This window comes from Parendozoicomonas sp. Alg238-R29, assembly GCF_947331445.1.
In the GTDB taxonomy this organism is placed as follows: domain Bacteria; phylum Pseudomonadota; class Gammaproteobacteria; order Pseudomonadales; family Endozoicomonadaceae; genus Sansalvadorimonas.
This window is the reverse complement of the sequence record NZ_CAMZOG010000003.1, coordinates 88402-104883: the sequence shown is the minus strand read 5'-3', so window position 1 is coordinate 104883 and position 16482 is coordinate 88402. Positions and strand designations below refer to the sequence as shown.

Genomic DNA, 16482 nt, shown 5'->3' with positions numbered 1-16482 from the left:
TCAGGGCACGCAGTTTGTGGGCAGGATGAAAACCTCAGCAGTTTACGAAGTCGTTGAATGTCGTGAAACGACAGACGACTCTATCCTGGAAGACCAAATCATCAGGCTCTCTTCTGACAAAGGTCGAAAGGACTGTCCAACTGATCTCAGGCGGGTCAAGATTTGCCGGGAAGAAGACGGCAAAGTACTGGTTTTTATCAGTAACGATCTAAAGAGAAGTGCTGCAGAGATTGCCGCCTTGTATAAATCCCGCTGGCAAATCGAACTGTTCTTCAAGTGGATTAAGCAGAATCTGAAGGTGAAGCGGTTCCTTGGGCGCAGTGAAAATGCTGTAAAAATACAGGTGCTCACAGCAATGATTGCCTACCTCCTGCTGCGCCTGGCTCAGATCACAACACCCTGCAAATTGTCGTTACAGCAAATAGCCCGAAGAGTCAGTCTTAATCTGACCCGCCGTTGCTCTTTGTTGGAATTATTCAGTGATCCGCCGGATAGCATGGAAGTCAATTCACTCCAGAATCAGGGGAGTCTGGAACTGGTTTATGCTTAACCGGACAGTAGTGAAACCAGTTGGTTGTTTCTACACAATTTCGAAGAAGATACTGCATTTTGGGGAGTATAAGTAAACATAAACAAACATAAGGATTTATTTTTTTACACAAAATGCGTACTCTTGCGCGGCCAAACACACAAGAACATACAAATATAAGAAGTAAGTGTATGAAAAACACACAAAAAATGATGGCAGCACTGGCTCTTTCAACGACATGCATGTCTGTGACTGCTACTGCAGATCTGACTTCTCCGGTATGGAGCTTTGCTGACGTTAGCGTGAACTTTCTGGACTGGTCTGCTGGAACAGAAGAGCGCACACGTAGCCCATTCGGATTCAAGGAAGACTTTTACTTTCTAGAGGTTGAAGGTGGAGTGGGTTATGACTGGGGTGAGTTTTATGGTTTCTATGATCTCGAAAACCCTGGGCATAGCCGTGATAACGATGAGAGTAAGAATAAGCGCATAGCCACCAAAGGTACGTTTCATTACTACCTCGGCGACACTAACTTCTCTCTTTATTCACAGGTTTACCATTTCAATTCCAAAGCCTTTTATGAGACCAACAGTGTTGTCGGTTTAGGTTATCGCTATTCAAATGACTCTGGCTTGTGGGTCAAGCCCTGGATTGGCGGTCACTATGTAGACAGTGATGGTGGTTACAATGGTAAGAATGGTGTTATGGCTGGTTGGGTTCTGGGTTATAACTTCAAAGCTATGGACCAGGATTTCATGATCACCAACTGGCACGAGATGGAATTCTTGCGTGCTGATGAGTACAAAGACGCAAACGGTAACTTTGGTATTAACGGCGCAGTTGCACTGTGGTGGAACGCCACCCAGCATATTAGCGCTGGTGTTCAGTACCGTTATGCCAGTGAGAAGCTGGGCCTTGATGGCTACAACAATGCGATGATCTACACCCTGAAGTACAACTTCTAAAGATCATACAAAACCAAAAAAGCCGGCATGCTGCCGGTTTTTTTGTACATAGAAAATGACTGGCGTCTAGCACCTCACTGCGCTTATAGAACAAAAATATACATAAATTCTTGGGAAAATAAGCAGTAATTGACGCGGGGCAACTTTTTTGAACAGAGGGTGAATTACTCTCGTTCTCCCTCGTTGAGGGCACACACACAAAGAAGAAGTTGTACCATGAAAAAAACACACACAATTGCAGCGTCTCTGGCACTGACAGCTGCCTGCATGGCAGGGACTGCCAATGCAGGCAGCATCACAGAACCTCTGTGGAGCTTTGCTGACGTTAGCGTGAACTTTCTGGACTGGTCTGCTGGAACAGAAGAGCGCACACGTAGCCCATTCGGATTCAAGGAAGACTTTTACTTTCTAGAGGTTGAAGGTGGAGTGGGTTATGACTGGGGTGAGTTTTATGGTTTCTATGATCTCGAAAACCCTGGGCATAGCCGTGATAACGATGAGAGTAAGAATAAGCGCATAGCCACCAAAGGTACGTTTCATTACTACCTCGGCGACACTAACTTCTCTCTTTATTCACAGGTTTACCATTTCAATTCCAAAGCCTTTTATGAGACCAACAGTGTTGTCGGTTTAGGTTATCGCTATTCAAATGACTCTGGCTTGTGGGTCAAGCCCTGGATTGGCGGTCACTATGTAGACAGTGATGGTGGTTACAATGGTAAGAATGGTGTTATGGCTGGTTGGGTTCTGGGTTATAACTTCAAAGCTATGGACCAGGATTTCATGATCACCAACTGGCACGAGATGGAATTCTTGCGTGCTGATGAGTACAAAGACGCAAACGGTAACTTTGGTATTAACGGCGCAGTTGCACTGTGGTGGAACGCCACCCAGCATATTAGCGCTGGTGTTCAGTACCGTTATGCCAGTGAGAAGCTGGGCCTTGATGGCTACAACAATGCGATGATCTACACCCTGAAGTACAACTTCTAACGTTTAGTTATGTAGATAAAAGAAACCCGGCTCTGATGCCGGGTTTCTTGTAAGTGCAGTTCGAATTATTTACGAACAACACCCTTTGGAGCAAATTTGGAAACACTCAGAGGGGAGTTCTGTTCAACAAACTCACGCAGAACATCTGCATCCATAAAACCAGTATCAACGTAACCGGGCTTGTCGTTCAGTTTTGGATACTTGTCACCACCACTGGCAGAGAAGCTCAGGATAGCCATCTTGTAAGTTTTCTCGTAGTTGATAGCTTCGCCACCAATCTTCACATCACTTACGTTGTGGTCATCAATAATCATCTCAATACCAGCAAAGTGTGCAAAAGCACCAGAGTTCGCTGGCTTGGTTGCAACAACGCCCAGGTAATCTATAACCTCAGAACCTGTCATTTCAACTGTGCTCAGAGTGTTGCCGAAAGGCAGAACTGTCAGAACATCTTTATAGGTAATCTCACCTCCGTCAATGCTGGCACGAATACCTCCGCCATTCATTGTTGCGAAATCAGCGCCGGACTTCTCCATAAAGGCTTTAGATAGGAGGGTTCCCAAGTTGGTTGGCTGGAAACGGACTTCTTTGCGCTCACCCATCAGGCGCTCATCAACAGAACCCACTTTGGCTTCAACAAGCTTGGCGCCCTTCTCCTGATAAGGAGTCAGCAGAGCCAACATATCTGGATCCTGAGGGATCTTAATCTTGGCATTCTTGGGGTTAACCGGAACCAACTCATAACTCACCAGTTTCAGGCTACCATTCTTGAATTCAAAATCAGCTCGGCCTACATATTTGCCCCACTCGTGAGCCTGAACAATGTAAGTACCGTTTTGCAGATCTGGCTCAAACAGTGGGTCTTGAGAGTGGCCGCCAACAATCAGGTCGATGCCATCAACACTTCGCGCCAAAGTCACATCACCTGGAGCATTCACCCCGTAATCACCATTCTGGTAGTGGCCCATGTGAGTGGTGGCGATGATTACGTCGGCTTTCTTTTCCAGTTCAGGAACCAGCTTGGAAGCCACTTCTACAGGAGATTTAAACTCTAAACCAGCAACACTCTCAGGGCTGGTCTGCTTGGGAGTATCGGTTGTGGTCATACCCATAACCGCAATGCGCAGGCCATTGAAGTTGAAGGTAGTGTAAGGATTGAACAGCGGCTTGCCGGTCTTCTCATTAATGATGTTGGCAGACAGGAATGGGAAGTTCGCCAGCTCTTCCTGCATTTTCAGGATTGTACGGGGATTATCAAACTCATGGTTGCCCACAGCCATGGCATCGTAGCCCAGCATGTTCATGCCTTTGAAATCGGGCACTGCATCTTGCAGGTCGGATTCAGGCACTCCGGTATTAATATCGCCGCCGGAGAGTAACAGTACATTACCGCCTTCAGCTTCTACTTCACTGCGAATCTGCTTAACCAGAGTCATACGGGCAGACATGCCCCAGCGGCCTTTACGATCCTGCCAGAAACGGCCGTGGTGGTCGTTAGTGTGCAGAACAGTCAGTTTGTAGGTTTTGTCCTTCTCGTAAGTCGCTTCAGGCTGGTGCTGAAGGAATGAGCAGGCGCTGACGGAAAGCGCAAGGGCGGTAGCCGTAAATAGCTTTAGCCCGCGATGCATGGATCGCATGATGGCATCCTTGAGGTGTTATTCATTCTTAAAAGCTGCCCAACAGCATATTGGGCGGCTGAACAAAATAGCAGAGCCAGGGGGGGAGCCCCCCTGACAGGGGTCATGAATGTTGTTTAGAACTTGTAATCGAGGTAAACGCGCAGCTGATTCTCATCGGTTTCAGCTTTGGAAGCAGCACCGTTTTTGGTTGCGTATACCAGATCATCCTGATTGTAGATAGCGTAACGAATGCGGGTGCTCAGGCCTTTAACGCTTTGGAACTTGTACTTCACGTCAATGCCGTGCTCAGTTTCAGAAGCGCTGCCACCCTGAGACAGATCGATGCCAGAACCATAACGGAACTTGTAATCAACAGTCAGGCCTGGAATACCCATATCGGCAAAGTCGTAACCAGCACCCAAAGCAATAACCTTTTCGCCATCGTAGTAGAACTCTTCGATCAGGCCGGAATTGGTCCAGGTATTCCATGCACCGTAGGAATACTTACCAAAGTCGTAGTAGTGACGACCGGTGTACTCACGGCCACCGTAAGAGTAGGAGTCAGCTTTGGTGTAACCAAGACCTGCGCGAACATACGCTGCACCCATGCCGTACTTCACGTTGAAGTCGTAAGTCTGGGCTTTGTCGCCGAAGCCAGAGTCACTGGAGCCGTAGCCGCCCTGCCCGGTCCACAGTTTTCCGTTTTCCTCGGATACACGGTAATTACCTTCAACTGTTAGCTTGTTACCGTTGGATAATTCGTAACCTTTCTTGGCGATAAATTGGTGGCTTTCAACAAAATCTTTGGCAAAGCCATTCATATATTTCAGGCTCAGGCCGTTGTCGAACTTGTAGCTGGCTTCCATACCAAGAATGTTGTCGATACGTTCGCCTTCGCTGTTTTCAATCCACTTCATGTCTGGAGTGTCGCGAGGCAAAACAGCATTCACCCAGGCAACACCAACATTCAAACCGTTGAAGTTGAAGTCAGTATCAATACCCTGCCAGGAGCTTGGAATAGAACGGGAACCAGAGCCGGAAATCAGGCCTGTATAAATGCGAGTACGGCCGGCTTTAAAGGATGCGCCCATATCTTTGGAGCCGAACTTACCTTTCAGGTAAGCCTGACCCAGCTTACTAAAGCCATCTTTGTCGCCATAAGTCAGCAGGTTTTTCGGGTCGTTGGTATTGCCATCGTTAATGGCCATCGCGCCATAATAAGACGCATCAAAACCGAACATATCGTAAGCCCAGCCAGATTTTACAGTGATATCTGCACTGACAGTCCAGGCACCTGCATCGGTTCCACCGTCTTTTTTGTCTGCTTCAATATAAACAGTACGCAGTTTTCCACCAACGGTGGCATCTTCATAAAGGTTGCTGAAATTTGCCTGTGCGGCAGAAGATGCAGCAATAGCAGTGGCTATAGCCAAAGGAAGGGCGTTCTTGCGGAACATGAAAAACTCCAGGGGCGTGTATGTTTTACTGAGTTTTCGCCCGATTACGAAATGAGTTTGATCCCAAAGCTGTAACATTTAAATCGAGCAAAATGAAACTTTCTTGTTCGTATGCGTGTGATACGAACAATTTTTAACTGTGGGGATAATATTCTTATTTTTCACAATTATCAGTAGGTGGTCTCACTGTTCCCCCTTTTTTTGTTTGATTATTGATCTGCAGCATATTTTGAATACAGGGTTAATGCATAAAAAGAATGTATTCATTTCTTGTAGGAATACCCTGTGGGTATAAGACAGGTGCTGGATAGTTGTCATAATGAATAGATAACTTCACTGGGCTGTTATCCCTAAGGCGGTAATACTGCAAAAGTAATTAGGGGTGTTCATAATTAAACAAGAGCTTGATATTTCATTGTGAACACACCCTGCTAAGCCACTATTCGAAATTACACCATTCGAAATTAATAGTGGCTTCATCAGTTACCACTGATGATAGAAACGCTGTTTATCCGGGTAAGGGAATACATCCAGAAAATCACCGTTAGCCACCCTTTTTTGAATATCCTTCCAGTACTCGGCATCAAGCAAGTCAGGGTGGAGTTGCTGTAGAAGCTTTCTGGCATTGGGCAGTGTAGTTACAAAGGTTGCCAGCTCTTCCGGGAACACATCATTGGGAGCCACGGAATACCATGGCTCGGCTGCCATCTCATCTTCATAACATCTAGGTGGTGGAATCTTCCTGAAGTTCATCTCAGTCATATATTGAACCTCGTCGTAGTCGTAAAACACCACTCGCCTGTTGTTAGTTACTCCGAAGTTTTTCAGCAGCATGTCGCCAGGAAAAATGTTTACGCCAATCATCTCTTTAAGAGCGTGGCCGTATTCATCAATGGCCTCTTCTGTCTCTTCCGGGTTAGCTTTATCCAGGTAGATATTCAAAGGCGTCATGCGCCGTTCAATATACAAATGCTTGATAACAACAGTGTCACCTTCGATCGAGAATGATCCAGGGATAGTTTCCTGAAACTGTTCGATAAGCTCCTCAGGGAAACGGTGTTTGGGTAGCACAACATCTTTGTATTCATGGGTGTCAGCCATGCGACCAATACGATCATGTTGTTTCACCAGCTGGTAACGTTCGAGCACGGTGTCCCGGCCGAAGTTTTTGCTGGGAGCAAACTTATCCTTAATTACTTTGAAGACATAAGGGAATGATGGGAGTGTGAACACTTCCATCACCATGCCCTTTACACCGGGAGCAATGATGAATTGATCATCAGATGCTTTCAGATGGTTGAGTAGTTCGCGGTAAAATTCAGTCTTGCCGTGTTTGTGGAAACCAACTGCACTGTAAAGTTCCGCGAGAGTTTTATTGGGAAGAAGGGTTTTCAGGAAGCGAACCAGGGCGGATGGCGCGCGGGTTTCCACCATAAAATAGGCGCGGGCAAAGCCAAACAGAATGGAAAGCTGGCGGGGGTCGGTGAGCAGTGCATCAATAAACAAACCGCTCTTCGGATGGTGAAGCACCGGAATAATAAACGGCTGAATACCAGTACGGGAAACCACCCGGCCAATAATGTAAGCCGACTTATTGCGAAAAAATGGTGACTTGAGAATATCAAATCGCATACGGTAAGGCTGGTGATGGGTGAGCGGAGCCTGATCAAAAAAGGCTTTCTGCAACAGGGTTATGTCTCTCTCAAGATCAGCAAACTCAGTGTTTAAGTGAAAGTCTTTGATGATTTTTTTAACAGTTTCACCAATACCGCCATCGTTAAACTCAACCGGGAAATAACTTCTGTATTCCGTGTCTACAGGGACCGGAATACGATCCTGCAGCGTGGTCTCCACAAAGATAAACTGGTTGTTGTAATACTGGCGATGAACAAGATTACAGAATACCGAGTTGTAAAAAGTCTCTGCCAGTTCTGCCTGTGGATGGAAAAGCAGGAACCTTTTATAGTGTTGTTTAACCTCATTCCACAGCGTAGCGTCGTGTTTGCTCTCGCCCAGCAATTCACTGACTTCGTTAACGGATTCGCGAACCCGTGAGTCGTAGTAAGAAATCCTGTCTGCGGAAGATTGGCTGATGGCTGGCCAGTTCTGGCTAATGTAGTGACCTTTTATCGAGGCAGTGATGTTCTGAAACAGCTGATAATGGCGACGAAAGCCGTTCAAAATTACCTTAGCTACTTTCTTTGGGTTCTTCATTGCATGACCCTTATTGTTCTAACAGCCTGAAAATATAAATCACCATACAGGCCGTGATGGCAGTTGGATGAATTTTCCCCTAGAGGAGCGTTAAATAACAGCGCAAAGGATAGAAAATCCATAAACAGCCATGTGTTAGGATTATAGGAATAACTCTACAAAACAGGTTGGTCTGGTTATGGTGGCCAAGGGCACCCTCCAAAAAGCAGTGGAACAAAACCTCCTGCAGCCAGAGCAGGTTGAACCTCTTTATAGTTTTCTAAAACAACAGTCTGGCCCCCGCTTCGACCTCACTCATGTGCTCTATTACTTTGGTGGACTGATTGCCATTGGTGCACTCACGTTGTTTATGACTTTAGGGTGGGAAGAGTTTGGCGGTGCGGGAATCCTGATCATCTCCTGTGTGTATGCGATGCTGGGTTTGTTTATAACAACAACATTTCAGCAGGCAGGAAGGGATATTCCTGCGGGAATTTGTGCAGCATTTGTTATAGCAATAACTCCTCTGGCCGTATACGGATTCCAGCAGACTATGGGTTGGTGGCCCGATGACTCGGTCTACCAGGAATTCCATCGCCATATCAAGTTCCTGTGGATTTATATGGAACTTGCGACTCTGTTGGTCGGAGCCATTATGATTTGGCGATACCGTTACCCGTTTATGTTAATGCCTGTGGCTGTCACGCTCCTGTATCTGTCGATGGATATTGCAGAGCTGTTTCTCGGTGAGGATTATGGTTGGCGTGAACGTGGCTGGATTACTATGTGGTTTGGCTTGGCAATGACATTGTTTGCGTTTCTGGTGGATATTCGATCTCGCAAAACACTGGATTATTCCTTTTGGCTCTATCTGTTTGGGGTGATGGCATTTTGGGGAGGCATGTCATCTCAACACTCAGACAGCGAATTCAGTAAATTTATCTACCTTTGTATTAACCTGCTGCTGGCTGTTTCTGGTGTTGTTATTGCCAGAAGAGTGTTTGTGGTGTTTGGCGCTTTGGGTGTGGCTGGTTATCTGGGGCATTTGGCCAATGAAGTATTTGAGAATAGCTGGTTGTTCCCAATCGCCTTAACTGTAATTGGTTTGGCTATTATCTGGCTGGGAGTTGTGTGGCAGAAGAATGAAGCAAAGATATCTCTTCACCTGCGGCAAAAGGTGCCGGGTGTTGTGCGGGAGCTGTTAGACAAACGCAATGTATAACCCTGAACTGTTTAGCCGTCTTTCCGAGAAAAAAGTTCCTGTAAGTACTATTCAAACAAGCTGGCTGGCGGAGGCAGACGTTACCCTTAATATGCACCGCCTTGATCAGCTGCATCCCAAAATCAGTGGCAACAAATGGTTCAAACTCAGAAACCATCTTCAACATGCTTTTGATGATGGGTACTCCTCGATTCTGAGCTTTGGCGGAGCCTGGTCTAACCATATTCATGCCTTGGCTGCTGCAGGAAAGAATATTGATTTTCCCACTGTTGGAGTTATCCGCGGCGAGCGGGCGGAGGTTTTATCTTCAACTTTGCAGGATGCTGAGAGCTGGGGGATGCGGCTTCACTTTATTTCACGGGCAGATTATCGGGTAAAGCATAACCCGGAGTTTCTGCAGCAATTACTCGATGATCTTCGCTTGTCAGGTTCTGATGTGTGGATTGTTCCTGAAGGTGGCTCTGGAGAGTTGGGCGTAAAAGGTTGTGAATATATTCTGAGTGCGGGAAGAGTCTCTCCTGAAACCTATGATCAAATCTGGCTGGCGTCTGGTACAGGTACAACTGCCGCTGGTGTAATCCGTTCCGCCCCAGAAACATGTGTTCAAAGCGTTGCAGTTCTAAAAGGTGCAAGCTGGATGAAAGATGAAATTCAGCAGTACCTCTCAGAGGAACATAAGAACTGGTCTGTTGATACCGAATCCCACTGCGGTGGTTATGCTCGCACAACACCTGAGCTGTTAAAGTTTATTGAGCAATTTGAACAGGAAACCGAAATTCCTCTGGAGCCGGTTTATACCGGTAAGATGATGTTCTCATTATATAAAAAGTGTGTGCAGGGGAAGATAGCCAGAGGCTGTCGACTTCTGGCTATTCACACCGGAGGTTTGCAGGGGCGGCGTGGTTTTTAAGCAACAAACTTTAATACCAGCCATGGAATAAAGTTCAGAAAATAATTCCTCACTTATATTCCAGGCTGGCCTGGAGGTGAGCAGTAACTGTTAAGCATTTACTGCCCGGTTACGGGAAATGAGCTCTTTAATGTTTCCCTGATAAAAAACCAGAATATTTCCAACAACAACCAAAGCCACACCGGCTAAAGCAACCAGGCTCCATTCATAGCTTTCATAAACAGTGGATATTCCCAAAGCGACCAGCGGGAAAAGCACTGTTGAATATGCCGCTTTTTGGGGGCCAATACGGCCAACCAACAAAAGATAGCAACTGAATGCTATTACTGAGCCAGGGATAGCTAGATAGAACAAACTCCCGAGATAGCTTATTTCTGTGCTGATGGTAAATGGCACGCCTTGCAGGACAGTCCAGGTTGCCAGCATCCCAGCGCCATAAAACATGCCCCAGGCATTAACACTGAAGACAGAGAACCCTTGTTTTTGCTGTTTGGCGCTGAGCATATTGCCGAACGAGAAACATAAGGTCCCGGCAGCCGCTAAGCCCATTCCCAACAATGTCTGGTGCATTTCACTAGCCACAGAAAGGTCTTGCCAGAACAGGAAGAGCACGCCGGTAATTCCCAGCGCTGCACCTGTGATCAAACGTGGAGTGGGTTTATGGCGGTAGAACAGGTAACCGTTGGCCATATTCATCACCGTTGCCATTGAGAAAATCACAGAGCTTAAGCCACTGACTATGTACTGGGTGGCACTGTAAAAGAAAACAAAATTAACGCTGAACAGCAGAACTCCCAGCATCAAACAGCTGGCATGTTGTTGCAGTGTCATTGCCTGAAGCTTGCCGGTGAGCTTGAGAGTAAACATCAGTACGCAACTTGCTATAAGAAAGCGGTAAAAAATGGATGCGCTGATAGCAACTTCACCCAGTTGCAGTTTGATGGCAATCCATGTGGTTCCCCAGATCAGCACTGTGGCTGCGTACAGCATAATATTCATAGTCAATACCCCAGACTCAAATAGGCAATGGCAGCAGTATCTGGACTTTTGGCCATGGCTTCTTACAGATTCCTGTTAATTCATTCAGTTTTTATAGATTCTTGCTGTTGATCTTGGTTCCACGGGTGTTATTCAGGTCAACTTTAGGCACTATGACTTCTATTCGCACAAAGTAGAGAAAATACAAAGAAGCAGAGGGCGATATGATTGAGCAGGCTTACGGGAGCATAGGTGATACAGAGGTTTTTCAGGATCTCGCAGACTCACGTGCCCGCCTGCTAAACAGTATTACCCTTAAAGATGCGCTTGGTTTTGCTTACTGGGCCAATGGTGTTGATGAAGTGAACTATAAGCAGCCTCAGCATCACACGCTGAGCTGTTATGTCTCCGGAGGATACAAAGTAAAGCGAGTTATGGGGGCGGAAGTTGCTGGAGGTAGCGCTCCTGAGAAACTTTGCCTTATGCCCTCTGATCATGAGTACATCTGGAAAATAAACGACGACATTAGACTTCTTCACTTTTACTTTTCTGATAAGCATCTGGGCGAACTGGGTGAAAAGGTTTGGGATAAGTCTTTAAACCACTTATCACTGGATGACAAAACCTTTCTGGAAGACCCTTATCTGGCAACTATCTTTCTGCAAATGGTTAATGTTTTGAACTGGCAGGATCGAGCCGATCAAATTTCTCTTCAAAGCAGCAGCCAGATGCTGATGGTTCACCTGCTTAAGAACCATTGCTCGCGATCTTTTCAGCAACCGAGAATTACAGGCGGTTTAACTCATTATCAGGTGAGAAGAGTCCGGGAATATATTCTGGAACACCTGGGGGCTGATCTCTCTCTGGCAAGCTTGGCAGAACAAACTGGATTGAGTGAATATCACTTCGCCAGAATGTTTAAAGAAACCACAGGCTTAACACCTCACCAATTTGTCACTCAAGAAAGAGTCAATAAAAGCAAAGAGTTGATTGGTGGTGGTGAAAGTTTGGCCAGTATTGCTCTACAGGTTGGTTTTTCCAGCCAGAGCCATTTCTCTACCCGTTTTCGTCAGGTGATGAATGTGTCTCCTGCACAATTCAGAAAATCAGTGTTCACATAATAAGAGCAGATGCCTGATTGGCCTACCCCTTGGGAAAAAAGCTTCCCAAGGGTTGTGAATGGTGTCTTGTATCGTTCGGTGAGTTTTAATGACTGAGAATCTGACTCAGAAATAGTTTAGTGCGATCAGATTGGGGATTATTAAAGAAAGGCTCCGGCGCGTTTTCTTCAATAATCTGTCCTCCATCCATAAATATCACCCGGTTCGCCACGGTACGGGCAAAGCCCATTTCGTGGGTTACGCAAATCATGGTCATGCCTTCCTGGGCCAGCTCGATCATTACATCCAGCACTTCTTTGATCATTTCTGGATCAAGGGCTGACGTTGGTTCATCGAACAACATAACTTCCGGGTTCATACACAGACTGCGTGCAATGGCTACACGTTGCTGCTGACCACCGGAAAGCTGACCTGGGAACTTGTTCGCCTGATCTGGGATCTTCACTCGCTCCAGGTATTTCATAGCGATTTCTTCCGCTTCTTTCTTTGGCATCTTGCGAACCCAGATAGGAGCCAGGGTGCAGTTCTCCAAAACGGTCAGGTGTGGGAAAAGGTTAAAGTGCTGGAACACCATGCCCACATCCTTGCGGATGTGCTCAATGTTCTTGAGGTCGTTGGTCAGCGTTACGCCGTTTACATCAATAATGCCTTCCTGGTGTTCTTCCAAGCGGTTAATGCAACGGATCATTGTGGACTTACCGGAACCAGAAGGTCCGCACACAACAATACGCTCACCCTTCTTAACAGTCAGGTTAATGTCTTTGAGTACATGAAAGTCACCGTACCACTTATTTACGCCTTTCAGCTCAATCATGGTTTCGGCATCAGCCAGCTTTTCAATGGAAATGCTGTGTTGGGCTTGTTCTTCGGCCCTTTCTGCTACGTCTGCTTGCATATCAAAACCCTGTAATTGTTATTTGTGTATTTGTTGTTATGCATTTCTAATTCTTATGGCCGGTATCCAGCTTCCGTTCCAGGGCCTGGCTGTAGCGAGACATTCCAAAGCAGAACATCCAGAAAACAAATCCAGTAAAAACAAAGGCTTCGATGGAAATGTTGGGCCAATTTACATCGGTAATACCTGCTTGCATAACTGCGAGAAGGTCAAACAGGCCGATAATCAATACAAGGCTGGTGTCTTTAAATAGCTGAACAAAGGTGTTCACAATGCCAGGAATGGAAATCCGGAATACCTGGGGCATGATGATCAAACGCATACCCTTCCAGTAGCTTAATCCCATCGCGTCTGCAGCTTCGTACTGACCTTTCGGCATAGCCTGTAAACCACCACGAATAACCTCGGCAATCAAGGCTGCTTCAAACAGGCTGATACCAATCATTGCCCGCACTAGCTTATCCATCTCAATATCGCCGGGTACAAACAACGGCAACATTACAGAAGCCATAAACAGAATGGTGATTAGTGGTACACCACGCCAAACCTCGATAAAAATGGTACAGAAAGAACTGATGGCCGGCATATCTGAACGGCGACCCAGTGCAAGCAGCACACCAACGGGAAGTGCGATCACCATACCAACAAGTGATAGCACCAGAGTCAGCATCAAACCGCCCCACTTATGAGTCTCTACAACTTCCAGCCCGAAGCCACCATAGAGCAGTAAAAAACTGGTGGCAGGGAAACCGGTCAAAAACCAGATACCTCCCCAGTTACGTTTAGGCATTTTGTCCCACAGAACCCATACCAGTACGGCGGTCATCTCTGCAAAAAAGATGTTTACCCGCCAAAGTTCAACGTCTGGGTAGAAGCCATACATAAACTGCTGGAACCGTGCGGACACAAACACCCAGCAGGCACCTTCGCTGGTACAGGCATCTTTGTTAGTGCCAATGAAGTCAGCTTCCAACACCACCCATTGAAAGAGAGGAGGTATGGCCCATGCCAGGAATGCCAGTCCTGCGAGGGACATAACGCTGTTTGCTGGCGTAGAGAACAGGTTCGCCCGCAACCAGCCAATAATTCCCCGGCTAGAAGCCGGAGCCGGGCGGGCTGGTATAGTGTTTTCGTTTATTATCATGGTTTGTTCCGCCCTTATCTCTCAACCAGCGCCATGCGCTTGTTAAACCAGTTCATAAGCAGGGAAACCAGCAGGTTCATGGTGAGATAAACGGCCATGGTCATGGCAATAATCTCAATAGCCTGTCCGGTTTGGTTGAGGGTTGTTCCCATAAACACATTCACAAGTTCCGGGTAGCCAATCGCAGTGGCCAGAGAGGAGTTCTTGATCAAGTTCATGTAATTGGTGGCAAGCGGGGGGATGACAATTCGCATGGCTTGAGGAATGACAACCAAGCGCATGGTTTGTCCTTCACTCAGGCCAAGTGCGCCGGAAGCTTCTCTTTGACCTTTGTTAATCGCCTCAATACCAGCACGTACGTTCTCGGCAATATACGACGCAGTGTAGAAACTCAGGCCTAATAGCAGAGCCATAAGTTCCGGCATGACTGTTAAACCGCCGCGGAAGTTAAAGCCTTTCAGAACGGGAAGCTCGAGCGAGATCGGTTGCCCAGCCACAGCCCAAACAAAAACTGGCAAGATAATAATCAATCCAAGGCCAATACGAAAAGTCGGGAACGTTTGGCCAGTCTTAATCTGTCGTTGTTTAGCCCAGCGGGATATGCCAAAAGCTATTGCAATAGCAGTAACTAAAGCTCCCAGAATGATGGATGAACCTTCTTCAAATACAGGGGAAGGAATATAAAGCCCCCGCAGGTTCAGGAATACCGACTCACCTAAAGACATGCTCTGTCGTGGTGATGGTAGTACTCGCAACACAGCGATATACCAAAACAGGATTTGCAGTAGAACAGGAATGTTTCGGAATATTTCGACATAGGTCGCAGATAGCTTGGCAATCAACCAGTTGTTGGACAATCGTCCGACGCCCACCAGAAAGCCGACCAGAGTAGAGAGAACGACGCCTAACACAGCCACCAATGCGGTATTCAGTAAACCGACAATAAAGGTTTTGCCGAAAGTATGGGTTTCGTCGTATTCCACCAGACTTTGGATAATGCCAAAACCAGCTTCCTGGTTCAGGAAGTCAAAGCCCGTGGTAATACCACGTTGCTCTAAATTGTTTGTGGTGTTGGTAATGATGGTGGAGATAAGAAAAACCAGTAGTCCGATAAATAACAGCTGAAAGAGAACGCTGCGGACTCTGGGGTCATACCAGAAGCGTAAGGCACCCGGCTTCTCGGCATGTGCGGAGTTGGTATTGTTTTCAGACACGTTAAACCAGCCTTGAAGATTCTTTTATAAGAAGGTGATTTCGTGGGTTGGGTTACGTCGCTATGCGACTAACCCAACCCACGCAGGCAGGAATTAACGGAAAGGAGGTGCGTAAACGATGCCGCCGTCTTTCCATAGCGCGTTGATACCACGCTTGATAAGCAGCGGAGACTTGGCGCCAACATTGCGCTCGAAGACTTCATCGTAGTTACCAACCTGCTTAACGATTTGATAAGCGAAGTCATTTGGCAGATTCAGGGCCTTGCCACCAGGGCCAGTCTTACCAATGAAACGGGAAACAGCAGGGTTATCACCTTTCATCTGAGTTTCGATGTTAGTAGAAGTCAGGCCCAACTCTTCACCGTTAACAAGTGCGTACAGAGACCACTTGGCAATGTTCAGCCACTGGTCGTCACCCTGACGAACGACAGGACCCAGAGGTTCCTTGGAAATGACTTCTGGCAGAACAACTGCATCGGCAGGTTTGGCCAACTTGGTGCGCAGAGCGTACAGCTGAGACTGGTCAGAAGTCAGCATGTCACAGCGACCTGTTTCGAAACCGGCGATAGTCTGGGCGGATGTATCAAATACCAATGGCTGGTAAGTCATTTTGTTTTCACGGAAGTAATCCGCCATGTTCAGCTCGGTAGTCGTGCCGGCCTGAATACATACTGTTGCACCGTCCAATTCTTTGGCACTGCTCACGTTCAGGCTTTTGTTAACCATAAAGCCCTGACCGTCGTAGTAGTTCACGCCTACGAAGTTCAGGCCGAGAGAAGTGTCACGGGTTTGGGTCCAGGTGGTATTACGGGACAGAACATCAATTTCACCAGACTGCAGAGCGGTGAAACGCTCTTTAGCGGTCAGGGGAACATACTTTACTTTGGAAGCATCGCCCAGAGTGGCAGCAGCCATGGCGCGGCAAACGTCAACATCGATACCAGTCCAGTTACCTTTCTCGTCAGGGCTGGAGAAACCTGGCAGACCTGTACTTACGCCACACTGTAGGTAGCCACGCTCTTTTACGCTGTCGAGAGTTGCAGCCTGAGCCATGCCTGAGACGGCAGTCAGCGCCAGAGCGGCACCTGCCAGCTTGATAGCTTTTTTCATGGTTTCTGTCTCTTTGTTATTTATTGTTTGTAGTTATTTTCTTGTCGGACTACTGCCAGACCGTATTTGTCTACAAAACAACTACGGCAAAGCAAATTCGAGACCACTATTCCCACCTTTTTCAGAAATGCT

14 protein-coding genes are annotated in these 16482 nt (G+C 46.9%); 6 read left to right on the top strand and 8 right to left on the bottom strand.

What is annotated here, in order from left to right:
• Positions 1-25 precede the first annotated feature (25 nt).
• From QMA35_RS01565 to QMA35_RS01555, 3 genes are all read left to right on the top strand, one after another.
• Positions 26-550, top strand: a complete 525-nt coding sequence (locus tag QMA35_RS01565; protein WP_281645370.1) for a transposase — start codon at positions 26-28, stop codon at positions 548-550.
• 170 nt (positions 551-720) lie between these two features.
• Positions 721-1494, top strand: a complete 774-nt coding sequence (locus tag QMA35_RS01560) for an outer membrane protein OmpK (RefSeq protein WP_281645367.1) — start codon at positions 721-723, stop codon at positions 1492-1494.
• Positions 1495-1710: 216 nt separating this feature from the next.
• Positions 1711-2487: an outer membrane protein OmpK gene (locus QMA35_RS01555; RefSeq protein ID WP_281645366.1), complete on the top strand. Its 777-nt coding sequence runs from the start codon at positions 1711-1713 to the stop codon at positions 2485-2487.
• A gap of 65 nt (positions 2488-2552) precedes the next feature.
• Here the strand turns inward: QMA35_RS01555 and ushA are convergent, their stop codons facing one another.
• The 3 genes from ushA to aceK form a co-directional block, all read right to left on the bottom strand.
• Positions 2553-4124, bottom strand: a complete 1572-nt coding sequence (ushA, locus tag QMA35_RS01550; protein ID WP_281645365.1) for a bifunctional UDP-sugar hydrolase/5'-nucleotidase UshA — start codon at positions 4122-4124, stop codon at positions 2553-2555.
• 116 nt (positions 4125-4240) lie between these two features.
• Positions 4241-5563: an OprD family outer membrane porin gene (locus tag QMA35_RS01545; protein WP_281645364.1), complete on the bottom strand. Its 1323-nt coding sequence runs from the start codon at positions 5561-5563 to the stop codon at positions 4241-4243.
• A 483-nt stretch (positions 5564-6046) separates the two neighbouring features.
• Positions 6047-7777: a bifunctional isocitrate dehydrogenase kinase/phosphatase gene (gene aceK / locus QMA35_RS01540; RefSeq protein WP_281645363.1), complete on the bottom strand. Its 1731-nt coding sequence runs from the start codon at positions 7775-7777 to the stop codon at positions 6047-6049.
• Between the two features lie 178 nt (positions 7778-7955).
• Here aceK and QMA35_RS01535 point away from each other — a divergent pair, with 178 nt between their 5' ends.
• Together QMA35_RS01535 and QMA35_RS01530 are read left to right on the top strand one after the other, a co-directional pair.
• A complete protein-coding gene (locus QMA35_RS01535) occupies positions 7956-8978 on the top strand; it encodes a DUF2157 domain-containing protein (protein ID WP_281645362.1) in 1023 nt (340 codons plus the stop codon).
• Positions 8971-9888 carry a hypothetical protein gene (locus QMA35_RS01530; protein ID WP_281645361.1) on the top strand — a complete coding sequence of 306 codons (918 nt, stop codon included), beginning with the start codon at positions 8971-8973 and terminating at the stop codon, positions 9886-9888. Before QMA35_RS01535 ends, QMA35_RS01530 begins: the two co-directional genes overlap by 8 nt.
• 90 nt (positions 9889-9978) lie before the next feature.
• On the opposite strand, the gene QMA35_RS01525 is transcribed toward QMA35_RS01530, so the two are convergent.
• A complete protein-coding gene (locus tag QMA35_RS01525) occupies positions 9979-10887 on the bottom strand; it encodes a DMT family transporter (RefSeq protein ID WP_281645360.1) in 909 nt (302 codons plus the stop codon).
• A 203-nt stretch (positions 10888-11090) separates the two neighbouring features.
• Between QMA35_RS01525 and QMA35_RS01520 the strand changes: the two genes are divergently transcribed.
• Complete coding sequence (locus QMA35_RS01520; protein ID WP_281645359.1) at positions 11091-11987, top strand: AraC family transcriptional regulator; 897 nt, start codon at positions 11091-11093, stop codon at positions 11985-11987.
• An 85-nt stretch (positions 11988-12072) separates the two neighbouring features.
• On the opposite strand, the gene QMA35_RS01515 is transcribed toward QMA35_RS01520, so the two are convergent.
• From QMA35_RS01515 to QMA35_RS01500, 4 genes are all read right to left on the bottom strand, one after another.
• Entirely contained in the window at positions 12073-12801 is a 729-nt protein-coding gene (locus tag QMA35_RS01515; RefSeq protein ID WP_281645369.1) for an amino acid ABC transporter ATP-binding protein, read from the bottom strand.
• A 127-nt stretch (positions 12802-12928) separates the two neighbouring features.
• Positions 12929-14026, bottom strand: coding sequence for an amino acid ABC transporter permease (locus tag QMA35_RS01510; RefSeq protein ID WP_281645358.1), 1098 nt, complete (start codon positions 14024-14026; stop codon positions 12929-12931).
• A gap of 14 nt (positions 14027-14040) precedes the next feature.
• Positions 14041-15240, bottom strand: coding sequence for an amino acid ABC transporter permease (locus QMA35_RS01505; RefSeq protein WP_281645357.1), 1200 nt, complete (start codon positions 15238-15240; stop codon positions 14041-14043).
• Between the two features lie 93 nt (positions 15241-15333).
• The gene (locus tag QMA35_RS01500) at positions 15334-16350 is read right to left on the bottom strand and encodes an amino acid ABC transporter substrate-binding protein (protein ID WP_281645356.1); all 1017 of its coding nucleotides are present in this window, start codon (positions 16348-16350) and stop codon (positions 15334-15336) included.
• Positions 16351-16482 lie beyond the last annotated feature (132 nt).